Here is a 16,923-nt window from a genome sequence, read left to right on the forward strand (position 1 = left end):
CCCTCCATCATCGCTCACCCTGAACAGGGGCAACCCGGTGGGCGATCTCAGCGTCTTTGAGAGCCGGGGCACCTGACTACGGCGGCGCGCACGCGCCGTAAAGTGGCCTGTCCCGCGCCACCGGCGCCGCAGCGACCACACAGAGACGAAGGGGGAGGCGATCGGATGCCGCAGACCGAGACACCAGGCACCGAGGCGGCCTCGCGGACACGGCTGCGCTGGTGGACCGAGCTGCCCCTGATCCTGCTGGTGTACGCCTGCTACTCGGGGGGCCGGCTGCTCGCGCGCGGCGACGTCACCACCGCCGTCGACCACGGCCTGGCGATCCTGCGGGTCGAGAAGTTCCTGCACATCAACGCCGAGCACCCGCTGAACCGGCTGTTCAGGACCGAGGCCTGGATCGGCGTGCCGGCCGACTTCTGGTACGCGTCGCTGCACTACCTCGTCACGCCCGTGATCCTGGTCTGGCTGTTCCGGTCGCGGGCCCTGCACTACCGGGCGGCCCGCACCTGGCTGATGACGTCCACCTTCATGGGTCTGATCGGCTTCACCCTGATGCCCACCTGCCCGCCCCGGCTGCTGTCGGCGAGCCACGGCTTCGTGGACACCATGGCCCAGTACAGCTCGTACGGCTGGTGGGGCGGAGAGGCCAGCGCGCCACGCGGCATGGGCGGCATGACCAACCAGTACGCGGCCATGCCGAGCCTGCACGTGGGCTGGGCCCTGTGGTGCGGCGTCATACTCTGGCGCCACGGCCGCACGCGCACGGCGAGGACGGCCGCGGTCGTCTACCCCGTGGTGACGACGATCGTGGTGATGGGCACCGCCAACCACTACTTCCTCGACGCCGTCGCGGGCGCGGCCGTGATGGGCGTCGGACTGCTGCTGACCCCGTTGGTGATGCGCGGGGCGGACCGCGCCCGGGTGTGGTTCACGGCCCGCGCCCCGCTCGCCGCGGCGACCTCTACCGGCACATCGGCCTCGATTGTCAGTGGCGGATGCCAGACTTCGACGGGTGAGCGAATTCCACGGCAGCGCGAGTCACGGCCTCGGCCCGGAGCCGACCCGGGTGCCTCTCCCTCGGACGCGGGGGACGGCGCTCCGGCAGCGGCTCGCTGAGCTGCGCGGTCCCGACGTACCCGCCAAGGCGCTGGACGCCCGGGCCCTCGCCGCGCTCGCCGCGAACCCGGGCTGCAAGCGGCGCGCGATCCTCGACGGGGCCGGGGTGGACAAGGCGGCGCTGGCGGGCGCGCTGGGATCGCCGTCGGCCTTCGGCCAGTCCCAGTTCGCCCTCACCCGCGGCAACGCCTTCGAGGCGAAGGTGAAGGCGGACAGCGGCGCGGAGCTGCTGCGGCTGGTGCACGAGCGGCTGGACCCGGCCGCCGCGCCGCCCGTCGACGCGGCCGTGCCCGACCTGGCCGCGATCGGCCCCGAGGGCCGCGCCGCGCGCACGGCGCTGGCGCTGCGCGAGGCCACCGGCGCGACCGGCACCTGGACGCTCCTGGACCACCCGATGATCGCGCTCGACGTCGCGGGCTCCCCCGCCTTCCTGGAACCGGACGCCGTGGTGGTGCACCCGGACGGCAGCTGGACGGTCGTGGAGATCAAGTCCTTCCCCATGTTGGACGGCTCGGCGGACCCGGCGAAGGTCGGCGCCGCCGCCCGGCAGGCCGCGGTCTACGTGCTGGCCCTCGAGGAGGTCGCCGCCCGGCTCGACCCGCCCCCGCGCGTGCGTCACCGGGTGCTGCTGGTCTGCCCCAAGGACTTCTCCAACCTGCCCACCGCGTCCGCGGTGGACGTGCGTAAACAGCGCGCGGTCACCAGCCGCCAGCTGGCCCGCCTCACCCGCGTCCAGGACATCGCCGACGCGCTCCCCGAAGGCGTCTGCTTCTCCCCCGAGCTGCCCGCCGAGGAGCTGACGGCCGCCGTCGAGTCGGTTCCGGCGACGTACGCGCCCGAGTGCCTGGCCGCCTGCGAGCTGGCCTTCCACTGCCGTGACCGCTCCCGCGCGGCGGGCGCGGTCACGTCCCTGGGCCGGTCCGTGCGGGCCGAACTGGGCGGTCTGACGACCGTCGAGGACGTCCTGGCGGCCGCCCGCGGAGAGGCCGGCGACCCACGGGACCCGGCGGTGGCCGCGCTGCGCAGAGCGGCCGCGCTGCGGGCCGAGGCCCTCGGCGCGCTCCCGCCTGCCGCCGAGCCGCGGGACGGGTGGGCGCCTGCCGCCGGGGCGGTGCCCGCGTGTCGCTGATCGCCACCCTCGCCCGGCTCGAGGCCGTCGCCACCGGCCGCGCGCAGCCCACCGCCACCGTCCGCCACCGGCATCTGTCCGAGCGGCCGCTGGTCTTCGTCCCGCTGACCACCGCCGGTGAGGCCGGCGCCCCGCTGGGCGCACTGGTCGGCACCGACCGGGACGCGCCGCGCCTGCTCGTCGTGGCGCAGCCGCGCGACCGCGACCTGAGGTTCGCGTTCCTCGCCGAACTGGCCGACGTCGTCCTGCCCTACATCGACTCCTACGCCGACGCCGTGGAGGCCGCGGAACGCAACGAGACCGACCCGGAGACCGGCAAACGCGCCAAGGTCGAGGTCGAGCTGTGCGCGGACGCGCCCCAGCTGATCGTCCCGAGCCGCGCGGGCGTCGACTACGTACGCCTCCTGGGCCGCTCCACGCGGTTCCGGCGGACGGCGGAGCAGGATCCGGAGACGCCGCATCCCGCGCCTCCGCGCGTGCCGCTGCTCGGGCGGTGGCTGACCCACTTCGGGGAGCGCTCCCGGGTGCCCGGATCCTCGCTGCTGGTGGCTCTCACCGAGCTGTTGGGCCGGCACTGGGCCACCGGGCAGTCGAGCCTGGAGGACCAGCACCTGGGCGCGCTGCTCGCCTGGATCGACCCTCCCCCGGTCCCGGATTCGCCCGACCGGGGAGATGTCCGGGTGGAAGCGACGGGCGCCCGGGCGGCGCTGCGGGCGGAACTCGCGCGGGACGCGGCCGGGCAGCTGCTGTGCCCGCCGGCCGGTCCGGCGACGGACCCGGCGTTCGACAACAAACTGCTCGCCCCGGCCATCGAGCGCTACGACCGGGCGCGCACCGCCCTGGCCGCCGCCGAGGACGGGCTGCAGGCCGACGACCGGCTGGCCGCGCTCACCGCCGCCGAGCAGGAGATCCGCGAGCTGGTGCGGAGCCGCACTCAGCCCACCTGGGACGCGGTGTGGCGCGGCCTGGATCTGCTGCGGACGCTGCCGGAGGGCGCGCACGTCGAGGAGCGGTGGACGCGCGACCGCTGGTCGTTCACCGGCCACCGCGACCGGGTCGTCGCCGGCGAACCCCCGCAGCCGCGTCGCGACGACGCGGTCACCGCCGCCAACAAGCTGGCCACGCGCGAGCGCGAGCAGGCCCGTCTGGAGGCCCAGGAGGCGCTCGACGATCCGCTGGTGATGGCGGCGCGGCGGCTGGCCGGCGAGGCCTTCGCGGGCGAGGTCGTCGACGTCGTCATGGCGTACGGCGAGGGCAGACGGCCGAGCCCGCGCCCGCTGGTCACCGTCCGCACGGAGGACCGGCCGCATCTCGGGGAGCGGACGAAGGTGTACCGGTCGCTGGGCGGCAAGCCGCAGGCGGCGGAGTTCGTACGGCGGGACGGCGAGGAGGAGGACGGCCTGCTGGTGCTGCGGATCGTCGACAAGATGGGCCGTGGCAAGGAGCCCGAGGCGGGGTCCGTGCCGGAGAAGGGCGACCTGCTCTGCTTCACGCTCTTCGAGCACGAGCAGCGCGGAGGCGCCAAGCTGCCCGACCCGGAGGAGACGCCGTGGACACACGGCGGGCCGCCCGGGGAACAGGCGCCCGAGGCCCCCGACTCCGTCACCCAGGAGGACCTTCTGTGACCACCGAGGCCGCTTTCGACCCCGGTACCGCGGCGACCCGCGCCACCGACGCGATCCTGCGCGACACGCTGCACGGCACCGCGCGCGGGGTGGTCGTCGACTCCCCGCCCGGCGCCGGCAAGTCCACGCTCGTCGTCCGCGCCGCGCTCGAACTCGCCGAGGCGGGCCGGTCGTTGATGGTGGTGGCGCAGACCAACGCCCAGGTGGACGACCTGGTCGTGCGGCTCGCGAAGAAGAACCCCGAGCTGCCGGTGGGCCGGCTGCACAGCAGCGACGCCGACCCGTACGACAAGGCGCTTGAGGATCTGGCCAACGTGCGGAAGTCGGCGAAGGCGGGGGAGCTGGCCGGGCTGCCGGTGGTGATCTCCACCGCGGCCAAGTGGGCGCACGTGAAGACCGACGAGCCGTGGCGGCACGCGATCGTGGACGAGGCGTACCAGATGCGGTCGGACGGGCTCCTCGCCGTGGCCGGGCTGTTCGAGCGGGCGCTGTTCGTGGGCGACCCGGGGCAGCTGGACCCGTTCTCGATCGTGGGCGGCGAGCAGTGGGCGGGCCTGTCCTACGACCCGTCGGCCTCGGCGGTGTCGACCCTCCTCGCCCACAACCCGCAGCTGCCGCAGCACCGCCTGCCGGTGTCCTGGCGGCTCCCGGCGTCCGCCGCGCCGTTGGTCTCGGACGCGTTCTACCCGTACACCCCGTTCCGCAGCGGGACGGACCACGGCGACCGTCGGCTCTCGTTCGCCGTACCGTCGGACGGCTCCGGCGCCGACCGGGTGATCGACGAGGCGGCGGCGTCCGGCTGGGGCCTGCTGGAACTTCCCGCCCGGCACACTCCGCGGACCGACCCGGAGGCGGTGCGGGCGGTCGCCACGGTCGTGCGGCGCCTGCTGGACCGGGGCGGCGCGGCCACTTCGGAAGGCTCCCCCGACCCGGCCCCGCTGACGGCCGGCCGGGTCGCCGTCGGCACGGCACACCGTGACCAGGCGGCGGCGGTGCGGGCGGCGCTGGCCGAGCTGGGCGTCGCGGACGTGACCGTGGACACGGCGAACCGGCTGCAGGGCATGGAGTTCGACGTCACGGTGATCCTGCACCCGCTTTCCGGCCGCCCCGACGCCACCGCCTTCCACCTGGAGACGGGCCGTCTGTGCGTCCTGGCGTCCCGCCACCGGCACGCGTGCGTGGTGGTGTGCCGGGCGGGGGTGGGCGACCTGCTGGACGAGTACCCGTCGACGGAACCGGTCCAGCTGGGCACGCTGGTGAAGTTCCCGGACGGCTGGGAGGCCAACCACGCCGTCCTGGCCCACCTCGCCGAACACCGCGTCCCCTGGAGACCGTGAAGCCCGGCCCTCCGTCCCGACCCGACCCGTCCCGTCCCGTCCCGTCCCGGGAACATCGCGGGAACATCGCGGGGCTTCAGCGGCTTGAGAGTTGCGGGCCGAATGGCTCTTGCGTCGCCGGGGGACAATGGAAGGTGGTCCACTCCACCGGTGCCGTCCACCTGTGGTGTCATCCGAACCGTACGAGGAGGCCGAGACATGGCGGAGCCCACGCCGCGTCGGAACGAACCGCGGCTACGCCCCGCGCCCCTGCTCTTCGAGCCCGCCGAGGCGGCCGGTGATCCGGAGCACTTCTTCGACCTGGAGTCGATAGACGATCCGGGGGCGCTGCTGGCGCGGGCGACGGAGCTGACGCTCGCGTTCCGGGCGGCGGCCGACCGGGCGGTGGAGTTCCAGGCCATGGCGGCGGCGCAGCTCGCCGACCCGCGCCGATTCGACCGGCTGACGGCGGCGGACATCGCCGAGCGGGCCGAGTGGACCGAGGACTACACGAAGAAGATGGTCGAGTTCGGCCGCGATCTGCTGCGAGGGGACTCCGAGGGACGAGGGCACGCCGACCCCGTCTGAGCCACCCTGCCCCCCGCGCCCGCCGGCACGCCCGCCCCCCGCGCCCGCCGGCACGCCCGACCCCCCGCACCGGCCGGCACCGCCCGAGCCCGATCCCGAGCCCGACCCCGTCCGGAGCCGCCCCCTGTCCGGGGGACGCACCGTCCGAGCCCGCCCCGTCCGGGGGGACACGCCGTCCGGGCCACCCCTGCCCCCGCTCTGGCCGTCGCGGGCCGGGCCGCCGGATTGCTGAAGTGCAGGACGGGAGTTGCCGGGCGTCGGCAGTGCGTCCGGCACGCGCCGGATGGCATATGCCGGGCGGGCAAGATACCCCCTCTGCGGTCATTGCGTCCCGGTTTCCCGCAACCCTGTGAAATGGGACGCTCACCCCGGGTAGACCTGGGCGCATGAGCAGCGCATACGACGAACCCCTCGGTGTCACCCCGGACGGCGCCGCCTGGCTGGCCTCCGCCGGAACGTATCCGCGCAGCACGCTCGCCCTCTGGGAGGAGCGACCGCACGCCCCGGTGGTGCTGCCGTGCGGCTCGGTGTTCGACGTCGTGAGCGCGCCGGCGATGTTCGGCCGGCTGATGCTCGACCGCCTGTGGGGCGAGGGGCCGGGCTCCGGACCGGTCGCCGCGTTCCGCGGACGGACGCTGCTGTTCGCCGCGCCGGGCACCGCCCAGCGGCTGCCCTCACTGCTGGAGTGGGAGGAGTGGAGCGCCGAAGGCCGCCGTGACGGCCGCACCGCGACCGTGCCGCCGCTACTGTGCCACGGCACCGGCGACGCGGTGACCGTGCCCGCGCTCACACCGTCCGGCACCGGGTGCACCACTCGCTGGGTGGTGGCCCCGGACACCCGTCACCCCTGGCTGCCGGGGCCCGAAATCCTGCTGTGGGCGGCCGTCCGGGCGGCCCGCTCGGCCGTGCGCATATCGATTTCTCCTCCCCCCGACCAGGATGCTAAGGTCTACGACGTCAGCAGGCGCCGCTAGCTCAGTTGGTTAGAGCAGCTGACTCTTAATCAGCGGGTCCGGGGTTCGAGTCCCTGGCGGCGCACCGACAGCAGAGGCCCCTCGCAGCAGCGAGGGGCCTTTCGCATGTCCGTCTAACCGCCCGGGCGCCGCTCGGTGCGACCGCCGGCTCAGAGATGCACGCCCGGCGTGATCTTCACCGTCCACTCCCCCGAGACCGTGCGCCCCTCCACGTCGACGCGAACGCCGTTCCCGGGGACCGTGAAGCTCTCGCCGGGGCCGACCGGCGCGTCCGCGAGGGGCGGGTAGACGGAGTTCTCCCAGCAGGCCTCGGTGCCCGGGTGGGCGTCGAGCACCTCCACAGGCCCGCGGCCGGAGCGGGCGCCGCTGCTGACGCGGTAGACGAGGATCCCGGCGCGGCAGGCCCCGCGGTCGTTGCCGAGCGGGCCGCGCGCCTCGAAGGCGAGCACGCTGTCGGGGCCGGTGCGCACCACCGCGAGCTTGACGCCGCCGCCGAGTCCGAAGGCCGGCGCCCCGGACGGGCGGGCGACCGCCACGCCGGGTCCGGCGGCCAGCGGTTCCAGCGTCAGCCGGGTCGGCCCGGGGCCCGGCACGCACACCACCTGACGCTCCTCGAGCCAGCCCAGCTTCCACTTGTGCCAGGCGAACAGGTCGGGTGCGAGACCGAACTGGCTGCCCATCAGGTCCCAGTCGCCGACATAGGTGTCCCAGTCGCCCTTGCCGTCGACGGGGCGGTGGTAGAGGTCGGGCAGGTCGAAGACATGGCCGGTCTCGTGGGCCAGGACGAGCCGGTCCGGGGGATGCTTCTCGAAGACGGTGACGACCCGGCGGATGTCCGTGCCGTCGGCGTGCAGCGGGGCTTCCAGGTTGACGACCTTCGTCGCGTCCGAGTCGACGCCGGGCGCGTCCGGGTCGGCCACGAAGTAGACGAGGTCGTAGCGGGAGAAGTCGACGTGGGGATCGGCCGCGGCCAGCGCGTCGTGCAGGTAGGCGGCGCGGCCCGCCGGGCTCCAGTCGCGCCGTATGGCGTACGCGGTGGACGGCTTCGGCATGCGGATCCAGCGTGTCAGCGGATGCGGGCGCAGGGTGAACCTGCCGTAGGACGCCTGCCGGAAGAAGCGGCTGGTGGCCGGGAAGTGGTCGGCCGCCAGCTCGGCCGGGGAGGTCAGGGGGGCCCGGTCGGGGAAGGACAGGAAGACCATGACCGCGTCGAGCGAGCGACTCGGGCGGGGGTACGCCGCGTTCCAGGTGTCCAGGCCCTCCGAGTGGTGGGCGGCGGTGCGGGCCAGGGTGCAGGGGGCGGGGGAGAAGGGTTCGGCGACCGAGGGGCCGCCGATCAGGGAGGTGGCGGCGAGCGCCGACAAGGTGGTGAACAAGGCCCCGGTACTGCGCAGTCGGGGGCGCGGGAACAGTCGCACGGGTCGCGGCAGTCGCGGCACAGAGACCTCCGGGGGGCGGTTCACGGGACACCGCCATCCAGCCTGTGTGAATTTGTCGTACTACGCCCTGTTTGCCTGCCCCAGACGAGTGAGACGGCGGAAAGCGGGCATCACCCCGACACCCCCGGAATTCTCACGGAACGTCACAAGCGGTCGTCCACCCTCAGAACGGGGCCAGGTGCGGGCAGAAACGATCTGTCAGAAGAGCGGGTTGTTCCGGGACACTGGGCAGTGGCTGCGCGGGTCCGGGGGCAGCCTCTATGATCGGCAGACTTTCCTGCACGGACAGAGATCGAGTGCACTGCGGGAGCGAGCGGTGAGCGGAACGTCCGAAGGGCCGACGCCTGCGGCAGACCTCGACCGGTCAGCCGTCACAGAGAGTGACATCGACAGTACGGAAGGCGGTCCTGCGGCCTATCAGCCGGCGGCCTACCGTTCCGTGTTCACGGCGGCTCCCCTCGCCATGGCCGTCGTCGGCCGCGAGGGTCGGATCGTCGACGCCAACGACGCGCTCGGCGCGCTGCTCGGCCACGGCGGCGCGGGGCTGGTCGGGCGCGTCGCCTCCGACCTGCTGGACTTGGCCTCCGACGCCCGGACCTGGCACGCCTACCGCGAGGTGCTGAGCGGCCGGCGGGCGAAACTGCGCTGCACCCGGCGGCTCAAGCAGCCCGACGGGCGCTCGCTGTGGGCTCAGGTGACGGTCTGCCCGCTCGACGCGGGACCGCCCGGCGTGCTGCTGTCCGTCGCGGACGTCAGCGCGCAGCGTGACCTGCAGGCCAGACTTCGCCATCTGCAGATGCACGATCCGGTGACCCGGCTGGCCAACCGCACCCTCTTCTTCGAGCGGGTGTCGGCCGCGTTGGAGGCGGAGGCCTACGAGGAGAGCGGGACCGGCCGGATCGGCCTGTGCTACCTGGACCTGGACGGCTTCAAGGCCGTCAACGACACCCTCGGTCACCGCGTGGGCGACCGGCTGCTGGCCGCCGTCGCACAGCGGCTGACGGAGTGCGCCGCCGAGGCGGGGCAGACCCGGCCGAGCGTGCCGCTGGTGGCCCGCCTGGGCGGCGACGAGTTCGCCCTGCTGGTCGAGGACTCCACGGGCACCGACCAGCTCGCCGACCTGGCCGAGTCCGTGCTGAAGGCACTGCAGGTCCCCTTCGACCTGGCCGGACACCGGCTGAACGTCTCCGCGTCGATCGGCGTCGTGGAGCGGCACGCGGCGGGCACCACCGCGACGGGTCTGATGCAGGCCGCCGACACGACCCTGTACTGGGCGAAGGTGGACGGCAAGGGCCGCTGGACGCTGTTCGACCCGGAGCGCAACGCGCATCTGATGACCCGGCAGGCCCTGGCCTCCACGCTGCGTCCCGCCATCGAGCGCGGCGAGTTCCGCCTCGACTACCAGCCGCTGGTCGGCATGTCGGACGGCCGGCTGCGCGGGGTGGAGGCGCTGGTGCGCTGGGACCACCCCCGGTTCGGGCTGCTGCCGCCGAATCGGTTCGTCGCGCTGGCCGAGGAGGACGGCTCGATCGTCCCGCTCGGGCGATGGGTTCTGGCCACCGCGTGCCGGCAGGCCCGGCAGTGGCAGCTGGACAACCCGGACGAGCCGCCGCTGTTCGTGAGCGTCAACGTGGCGGTCCGTCAGGTGTGGGACTCCGACCTGGTGGCGGACGTGGCGGAGATCCTCGCCGAGACCGGGCTCGCGCCGCACCTGCTCCAGCTGGAGCTGACCGAGTCCGCGGTGATGGGCTCGGCGGGACGGCCGTTGCAGGCACTGCAGGCGCTGAGCGAGATGGGCGTGGGGATCGCCATCGACGACTTCGGCACCGGCTACTCCAACCTCGCCTATCTGAGCCGGCTGCCGGTGTCGGTGCTCAAGCTGGACGGGTCCTTCGTACGGGGCTTCCAGTACGAGGGTGCGGGCGCCCCGCCGAACCCGGCCGACCAGGTCGTCGTGGAGGCGATGATCGACCTGGCGCACCGGCTGGGACTCACCGTGACCGCCGAGTGCGTGGAGACCTCCGCGCAGGCGACCCGGCTGCGCAGCATCGGCTGCGACACCGGGCAGGGGTGGCTGTACTCCCGTCCGGTGTCGCCGGACCGCATCTCCGAGCTGCTGCGGACCGGGTCCGAGACGGCCTCCGGAACGGAGTCCGGTACCGAGTCCTACGCCGTGGGCAACCCGTAGGCGTCCGCGACCAGTTCGTAGGAACGCAGGCGCAGTTCGCCGCGGTGGGCGTGGCTGGTGAGCATCAGCTCGTCGGCGCCGGTGCGCTTGTGCAGGTCGTCGAGGCCGGCGCGGACCTCGTCCGCGGCGCCGTGGATGATGTTCGCGGTCCAGGAGTCGACGAACTCCCGCTCCAGCGGGCTGAACCGGTACGCCTCCGCCTCCTCGGGGGAGGGGAACAGACCGGGGTGGCCGCTGCGCAGCCGGACCATGTTGACGCCGGTGGCCAGCACCTGACGGCGGGCTTCACGCTCGTCGTCGGCGGCGAGCACGGACACGCCGATCAGCGCGTAGGGCTCGGCGAGCGCCTCGGACGGGCGGAAGGACGCCCGGTACAGGTCGAGGGCCGGGACGGTGTTCTGCGCGGAGAAGTGGTGGGCGAACGCGAAGGGCAGACCGAGCAGTCCGGCCAGCCGGGCGCTGAAGCCGGAGGAGCCGAGAAGCCAGATCGGCGGCCGGTGCGCGGACTGCACTCCGCCGGGGGACGTGCCCTGGACCGGGCCGGGGATGGCGTGGATCCGCCGGTAGGGGTGGCCGTCGGGGAAGTCGTCGTCCAGGAAGCGGGTGAGCTCGGCGAGCTGCTCGGGGAAGTCGTCGGCGCCCTCGTTCAGGCGGTCGGTGCGGCGCAGGGCGGCCGCCGTCGCGCCGTCGGTGCCCGGGGCGCGGCCGAGGCCGAGGTCGACGCGGTGCGGGGCCAGCGCCTCCAGGGTGCCGAACTGCTCGGCGATGACCAGCGGCGCGTGGTTGGGCAGCATGACGCCGCCCGAGCCGAGCCGGATGCGGTCGGTGTGGGCGGCGAGGTGGGCGAGGATCACCGCGGGCGAGGAGGAGGCGACGCCCGGCATCGAGTGGTGCTCGGCGACCCAGTACCGGTGGAAGCCGCGCGACTCGGTGAACCGCGCGAGGTCGACGCTGGTGCGCAGGGCGTCGGTGGCGGTGCGGCCGGAGCCGACGGTGACCAGGTCCAGCACGGACAGGGGGGTCGGGGCGCTGCCCCGGGCCACCCCTCGGATCCCGTCCGCCGCCGTCGCCGCGCCGGCCGTGACGTCGTCCGCCGCCGCATCGGTCGCCGTGGCGTCGTTCGCCGTCCGGTCTGCCGCCGTCTCGTCTGGCGCCACGGGGTCCTCCTGTTTTCGGCCGTGTGTCCGTCCTCGCCGCACTAACAGGAGGGTGTCCCCGCTTATTCCCGGGCGCCGGCCGGTCAGACCTGCACGATCGGCTCCCGGACGAACAGCGTGCCGAGCCCCGGCGCGTTCACACGGCGGTCCGTGAGCCGCAGCGCCTCCCAGACCGTGACCTGGTTGGCGGTCAGGACCGGCTTGCCGAGCTCCTCCTCCAGCGCGGGCAGGCACGCGGCCGTGTGCAGGGCGGTGTCGGGCAGCAGGACCGCCTGCGCGTCGGGCGAGTCGGCCGCGCGCGCGAGGGCCAGGACCTCCGTCTCGCCCCAGGAGCCGACCTCGGCCGCGGTGACGATCCCGGCGCTGCGCACCCCGGTCACCTCCAACCCGCCCGTCCGCAGGAAGCCGGCGAAGAGCCCGGCCACGTCGTCCGGATAGGTCGCGGCGACGGCAACCCGCGCGGCCCCGACCTCACGGGCCGCGTGGACGAAGGCGAAGGAGGTGGAGGAGGCCGGCATCCCGGCGGTCGCGGCCAGGGTGCGCACCTGCTCCTGGGCGCCTTCCCAGCCGTGCACGAACCCGCCGCTGGTACAGGCCCACACGACCGCCTCGGCGCCGGCGAGCCGCAACTGCTCGACGCCCTTCGCCAGCCGCTCCGGCGCGCCCATCTGCCGTAGCGCGTCGACCCGGTGCGCGTCCTCTCCTATGTCCGTGTGGACGAGGTCCACCCGGATGTCGCTGCCCAGCAGCTGCTCGATGCGGGGGTAGTCGTCCTCGGCCGAGTGGCCCGGGTAGAGGAAACCGAGTGCGGTCATGTCCAGCCTTCCTGCTGCTGCTCTTCTTCCGGCAGTACCGGGGGTTCCGGCGGTACGGGGAGTTCCCGCAGCACACGGGTGTCCGGCAGTTCGGTGGGCCACACCCGCGCCGAGACTCCCCCACTTCCCGAACGGCGTGGGGGGCGCCCCCACAACAGCGCTTGATACGGTCCCACCGCCCGGGTACCCAGTCGGCGCAACGCCGCCCACATGGTCACCTGGTTGGCCGAGATGACCGGTATGCGTAGTTCGGCCTCCAGTTGGGGGATGACGTCGTAGGTCGGAAGGTTGGTGCAGGAGAGGAAGAGCGCGTCGGCGGAGCCGGGCCGAGGCACGGCCTGTCGGGCCATCTCCACCACGGCCCGGTACGGCACCCGCCAGATGTGCCGGGTCAGGCCCATGAAGGCGCGTCCGACGACCGTGCCGCCCGCCTCGGCCACGAACTCCTCCAGCGCCCGCGTCACCGACTCGGTGTAGGGCGTCACCAGGGCCACCCGGCGGGCGCCCAGCTCCGCCAGCGCCTCGACCAGGGCGCCCGACGTGGTCACGGACGGCATCGCACCGGCCCTCGTCATGGCCTCGCACATCGCCCGCTCCCCCGCCGGACCGGCGACGAAGCTGCCCGAGGCGCAGGCGTAGGCGACGGCCTCGGGGGCGACGGCGATCAGCGTGCGCACGGCGTTCCCGAGGGTCTCGTGCTCGCTCACCCGCCGGGCGAGGTCCAGGCTGACCTCGACGGGGACGTACGGCGTACGGGTCAGATGGAGCGAGACGCCGTCCGGCGTCCAGCGCCACAGCTCCCGGTCGAGCGCGAAGTCGAAGGGGGCGACGACGCCGAGGCCGCGCTGGGCTCGGGGACCGCCGAGAAAGGTGATGTCCATCGCGGGCACCCGCCTCACGGAGAAGGGCCAGGGAGGAGCCGGAGAGGAGCCAGGGAGGAGCCGACGGGCAACGGACCGCGCAGACCGTCGTGTTGACGACGGTAGGTTCGGGTGCGAACGTGGTCAATCCGCGCACGTCAGGCACTTGGTCACGGACGGGAGGGGGCACCGGATGACCGTCGTCCCCGCGGCTCTCCCCACGCTTGTCGTCCTCGACGCCGATCCCCTCCCCCGTCTGGGGCGGCTCACCGGTCGGGCCCGGGTGGTGCACGCCGACGAGACCTCGCTCGCCGAGCTGCTGCCGTCCGCGGACGTGCTGCTGGTGTGGGACTTCACCTCGCACGCGGTGCGCGCCGCCTGGCCGGGCGAGGGACCACGGCCCCGCTGGGTGCACACCGCGAGCGCCGGGGTGGACCATCTGATGTGCCCGGAGCTGGCCGCGTCGGACACCGTGGTGACGAACGCGCGCGGGATCTTCGACGAGCCGATCGCCGAGTACGTCGCCGCCCTGGTCCTGGCGATGGCCAAGGACCTGCCGCGCACCTGGGAGCTCCAGCGGCGCGGCGAGTGGCTGCACCGGGAGAGCCGCCGGGTCGCCGGGAGCCGGGCCGTGGTCGTCGGGTCCGGGCCGATCGGGCGGGCGATCGCCCGCACGCTGAAGGCGCTCGGCATGACCGCCGCGGTCGTCGGCCGGGTCCCGCGCACCGGCATCCACGGCCCCCAGGACCTGGACCGGCTCCTCGCCCGCGCCGACTGGGTGATCGCGGCCGCCCCGCTCACCGAGCAGACGCACGGCATGTTCGACACCCGGCGGTTCGGCGTGATGCAGCCCTCCGCCCGGTTCGTGAACGTCGGCCGCGGCCAGCTGGTCGTCGAGGAGGCGCTGGTGCGGGCGCTGGAACGGCGCTGGATCGCGGGCGCCGCCGTGGACGTCCTCACCGCCGAGCCCCTGGCCCCCGACAGCCCGCTGTGGCACGTCCCGGGCCTGCTGATCTCGCCCCACATGAGCGGCGACACGGTCGGCTGGCGCGACGAACTCGGCGAGCAGTTCGTGGAGTTGTTCGAGCGGTGGGCGGCGGGCCGACCACTGCGGAACGTGGTCGACAAACAGCGCGGATACGTGCCCGGACACTGACGTCCCCGCCCCTGGGAGGGTGCATGACCGACGACCTCGCGCGACTCACCGCGGTACAACTCCTCGACGGCTACCGCAAGGGCGCATTCAGCCCCGTGGAGGCGACCCGCGCGGCACTGGACCGGGCCGAGTCGATCCAGCCCGTGGTGAACGCGTTCGTGCGGATCCTCGCCGACGAGGCGCTCGCGCAGGCACGGGCCTCTGAGGAGCGATGGCGGCGCGGGTCGCCGGCGGGGCCGTTGGACGGGGTGCCGGTGACGGTCAAGGACATCCTGCTGCTGAAGGGCCATCCGACGCTGAAGGGCTCCAAGTCGATCGACCCCGAAGGCTCTTGGGACGAGGACGCCCCCTCCGTCGCCCGGCTGCGCGAGGCGGGAGCGGTCTTCCTGGGCAAGACGACGACCCCCGAGTTCGGCTGGAAGGGCGTGACGGACTCCCCGCTGTCCGGCGTCACCCGCAACCCGCACGATCCCTCCCGCACGGCGGGCGGCTCCAGCGGCGGGAGCGCGGCCGCCGTGGCGCTCGGCGCGGGCCCGCTGTCGCTCGGCACGGACGGCGGGGGCAGCCTGCGCATCCCGGCCGCGTTCTGCGGGATCCTCGCCCTGAAACCGACGTACGGCCGGGTGCCGCTGTATCCGGCGAGCGCCTTCGGGACGCTCGCGCACGTGGGCCCGATGACCCGGGACGCGGCGGACGCGGCGCTGCTGCTGGACGTGATCGGCGCGCCGGACTCGCGGGACTGGTCGGCGTCGGGGCCGGCGCCCGGGTCGTTCACGGCGGGTCTCGACGCGGGGGTGCGCGGGCTGCGGGTGGCGTACTCGCCCTCGCTGGGCGGGCAGGTCGCGGTACGGGCGGACGTCGCGTCGGCGGTGCGGCGGGCCGTGGAGCGGCTGGCCGGGCTCGGCGCGTACGTCGAGGAGGCCGACCCGGACTTCAGCGACCCGGTGGACGCCTTCCACACCCTGTGGTTCGCGGGGGCGGCCCGGGTGACCCAGCATCTGCGACCGGACCAGCGGGAGTCGCTCGACCCGGGGCTGCGCGAGATCAGCGCCCGGGGCTCGCGCTTCACCGCCCTCGACTATCTGGCCGCGGTGGACGTCCGCATGGAACTCGGCCGCCGCATGGGCCGCTTCCACGACGTCCACGACCTCCTCGTCACCCCGACCCTGCCGATCACGGCGTTCGAGGCGGGGGCGGAGACGCCGAAGGGCTCCGGCCACCGGCGCTGGACCGGCTGGACCCCCTTCACCTACCCGTTCAACCTCACCCAGCAGCCCGCCGTGACCGTCCCGGTGGGCACGGACGGGGACGGGCTGCCGGTGGGCCTGCAGATCGTGGCCGCCCGGCACGCGGACGCCCTGGTGCTGCGGGCGGCTCAGGCGCTGTCCGGGACGGCCCCGGCCATGACGTCCTCGTCCGGGGCCGTCTGACGCAGCGCCTGCCGCCAGAGCGGGCTGTCGACGTAGTGGTTGTCGAAGTGCTCGGAGCTCGCGCGGATCTCCTCGACGTCCGCCTCACCGCGGTACACCCGCTCCAGCAGCCGGTAGTAGTCGAAGCGGTGCAGGCCGGGCGTGAAGAGGACGAGCAGTTCGGCGGTGCTGCCGGGGGCCGGCGCGAAGGCGTGCGGGACGGTCGGCGGGACGGTCAGGAAGTCGCCCCGGCCCAGGGTGTGCAGCTCGTCGCCGACCAGGAAGCGCATGGTGCCGTCGAGGACGTGGAACACCTCGGTAGCCCGGGTGTGGAAGTGGGCGGGCGCGCCGGGCGAACCCTTGGCGAAGGAGGCCCTGTTGGCGGTGAGGGCCCCGCCGGTGGCGCCCGCGTCGGCGAGCAGGGTGATCCGGCTGAGGGCGCCGTCCTGCAGGGTCTCGGACCGGTCTGCGCGGACGAGAAGGGGGCTGCTGCTCATGAGGACTCCCATAGGTCGGTCGGTGGTCCGCGGCGGAGACCGCCGGACCGGCACACCACCGAACCTAGGCGTTCGAAAGACCCCTCGAAGGGTTCATTCGAGGGCCGTCTTCATGGGTCAATTCCGGCCGCCGTTCACCGCTTTGGACCGGAGCCCCTGCGCCGGAAGCCGAGCGTCTCGCCCGCCGCGCCCGTTCGCCACAGGTCGTTGCAGGCGTCCGCCATCTCCTCCAGCCCCTCCACGATCCGCCCCCAGACGATGCCGGGGACCCAGCCGACGTCGCCGTTGAGGAGCAGGTTGTTGCGCTCGTAGAACAGGGCCAGGTCGACGACCGTCGTGCCGGGCCGGACGTCGCGGTCGTAGCCGTAGGCCCGGGTGCCCAACTCGGTTCCGGCGAAGGAGAAATAGCAGAGATCGCCCGGTATGGGGGTGACGGTCGGGTTCTCCAGTGGTGGTTCCGATGCCGCGAAGGGCGGGAAAAGGGCGTAGATCTCGTTTCTGGCATATTTGGCGTGATAGACGTCCCCGGCGAGCGGAAGGGAATCCCAGACGGCCGCGCAGGTGATCGGCGCACGCTCGTCGAGCAGCTTTGCCGTGGCGGTGATTCCGCGCTTGACCAGCGAGACTTCGATGTATCGGTCGGCCATGCGT

At 73.8% G+C, this 16,923-nt stretch carries 15 protein-coding genes and 1 tRNA gene; 10 read left to right on the forward strand and 6 right to left on the reverse strand.

Features of this window, described 5'->3' with window-relative positions; translation table 11 throughout:
* Positions 1-165: 165 nt before the first annotated feature.
* The 7 genes from ACZ7DE_RS35310 to ACZ7DE_RS35340 all read left to right on the forward strand — a co-directional run bounded on the left by ACZ7DE_RS35310 (position 166) and on the right by ACZ7DE_RS35340 (position 6,815).
* Positions 166-1,119 carry a phosphatase PAP2 family protein gene (locus ACZ7DE_RS35310; RefSeq protein ID WP_470768494.1) on the forward strand — a complete coding sequence of 318 codons (954 nt, stop codon included), beginning with the start codon at positions 166-168 and terminating at the stop codon, positions 1,117-1,119.
* Positions 1,070-2,248, forward strand: coding sequence for a hypothetical protein (locus tag ACZ7DE_RS35315; RefSeq protein WP_470768495.1), 1,179 nt, complete (start codon positions 1,070-1,072; stop codon positions 2,246-2,248). The genes ACZ7DE_RS35310 and ACZ7DE_RS35315 overlap by 50 nt, the downstream gene beginning before the upstream one ends.
* A complete protein-coding gene (locus tag ACZ7DE_RS35320) occupies positions 2,239-3,873 on the forward strand; it encodes a hypothetical protein (RefSeq protein ID WP_470768496.1) in 1,635 nt (544 codons plus the stop codon). Before ACZ7DE_RS35315 ends, ACZ7DE_RS35320 begins: the two co-directional genes overlap by 10 nt.
* Complete coding sequence (locus ACZ7DE_RS35325; RefSeq protein ID WP_470768497.1) at positions 3,870-5,210, forward strand: AAA domain-containing protein; 1,341 nt, start codon at positions 3,870-3,872, stop codon at positions 5,208-5,210. The genes ACZ7DE_RS35320 and ACZ7DE_RS35325 overlap by 4 nt, the downstream gene beginning before the upstream one ends.
* A 198-nt stretch (positions 5,211-5,408) precedes the next feature.
* Complete coding sequence (locus ACZ7DE_RS35330; protein ID WP_470768498.1) at positions 5,409-5,777, forward strand: hypothetical protein; 369 nt, start codon at positions 5,409-5,411, stop codon at positions 5,775-5,777.
* Between the two features lie 386 nt (positions 5,778-6,163).
* Positions 6,164-6,751 carry a bifunctional DNA primase/polymerase gene (locus tag ACZ7DE_RS35335; RefSeq protein ID WP_470768499.1) on the forward strand — a complete coding sequence of 196 codons (588 nt, stop codon included), beginning with the start codon at positions 6,164-6,166 and terminating at the stop codon, positions 6,749-6,751.
* Positions 6,742-6,815: transfer RNA gene (locus ACZ7DE_RS35340), tRNA-Lys, on the forward strand. The genes ACZ7DE_RS35335 and ACZ7DE_RS35340 overlap by 10 nt, the downstream gene beginning before the upstream one ends.
* An 85-nt stretch (positions 6,816-6,900) precedes the next feature.
* On the opposite strand, the gene ACZ7DE_RS35345 is transcribed toward ACZ7DE_RS35340, so the two are convergent.
* The gene (locus ACZ7DE_RS35345; RefSeq protein ID WP_470768650.1) at positions 6,901-8,181 is read right to left on the reverse strand and encodes a M6 family metalloprotease domain-containing protein; all 1,281 of its coding nucleotides are present in this window, start codon (positions 8,179-8,181) and stop codon (positions 6,901-6,903) included.
* Positions 8,182-8,506: 325 nt separating this feature from the next.
* Between ACZ7DE_RS35345 and ACZ7DE_RS35350 the strand changes: the two genes are divergently transcribed.
* Entirely contained in the window at positions 8,507-10,378 is a 1,872-nt protein-coding gene (locus tag ACZ7DE_RS35350) for a putative bifunctional diguanylate cyclase/phosphodiesterase (protein ID WP_470768500.1), read from the forward strand.
* On the opposite strand, the gene ACZ7DE_RS35355 is transcribed toward ACZ7DE_RS35350, so the two are convergent.
* From ACZ7DE_RS35355 to ACZ7DE_RS35365, 3 genes are all read right to left on the reverse strand, one after another.
* Positions 10,357-11,430, reverse strand: a complete 1,074-nt coding sequence (locus ACZ7DE_RS35355; RefSeq protein WP_470768651.1) for an LLM class flavin-dependent oxidoreductase — start codon at positions 11,428-11,430, stop codon at positions 10,357-10,359. The two genes, ACZ7DE_RS35350 and ACZ7DE_RS35355, sit on opposite strands and share 22 nt — an antisense overlap.
* Before the next feature lie 188 nt (positions 11,431-11,618).
* Positions 11,619-12,350 (reverse strand): maleate cis-trans isomerase family protein, encoded by a 732-nt coding sequence (locus ACZ7DE_RS35360; protein ID WP_470768501.1) that lies wholly within the window; start codon positions 12,348-12,350, stop codon positions 11,619-11,621.
* Positions 12,347-13,231: a maleate cis-trans isomerase family protein gene (locus ACZ7DE_RS35365; RefSeq protein WP_470768502.1), complete on the reverse strand. Its 885-nt coding sequence runs from the start codon at positions 13,229-13,231 to the stop codon at positions 12,347-12,349. Before ACZ7DE_RS35365 ends, ACZ7DE_RS35360 begins: the two co-directional genes overlap by 4 nt.
* Before the next feature lie 172 nt (positions 13,232-13,403).
* On the opposite strand from ACZ7DE_RS35365, the gene ACZ7DE_RS35370 reads away from it, so the two are divergent.
* Both ACZ7DE_RS35370 and ACZ7DE_RS35375 read left to right on the forward strand, forming a co-directional pair.
* Positions 13,404-14,366, forward strand: a complete 963-nt coding sequence (locus tag ACZ7DE_RS35370) for a D-2-hydroxyacid dehydrogenase (protein WP_470768503.1) — start codon at positions 13,404-13,406, stop codon at positions 14,364-14,366.
* Positions 14,367-14,389: 23 nt separating this feature from the next.
* Complete coding sequence (locus ACZ7DE_RS35375) at positions 14,390-15,796, forward strand: amidase (RefSeq protein ID WP_470768504.1); 1,407 nt, start codon at positions 14,390-14,392, stop codon at positions 15,794-15,796.
* Here ACZ7DE_RS35375 and ACZ7DE_RS35380 read toward each other — a convergent pair.
* Positions 15,742-16,272 carry a cupin domain-containing protein gene (locus tag ACZ7DE_RS35380; RefSeq protein ID WP_470768505.1) on the reverse strand — a complete coding sequence of 177 codons (531 nt, stop codon included), beginning with the start codon at positions 16,270-16,272 and terminating at the stop codon, positions 15,742-15,744. The genes ACZ7DE_RS35375 and ACZ7DE_RS35380 overlap by 55 nt on opposite strands.
* Positions 16,273-16,406: 134 nt before the next feature.
* Entirely contained in the window at positions 16,407-16,919 is a 513-nt protein-coding gene (locus ACZ7DE_RS35385) for a DUF3830 family protein (protein WP_470768506.1), read from the reverse strand.
* Positions 16,920-16,923 lie beyond the last annotated feature (4 nt).

This window comes from Streptomyces sp. NPDC037083 (assembly GCF_055606485.1).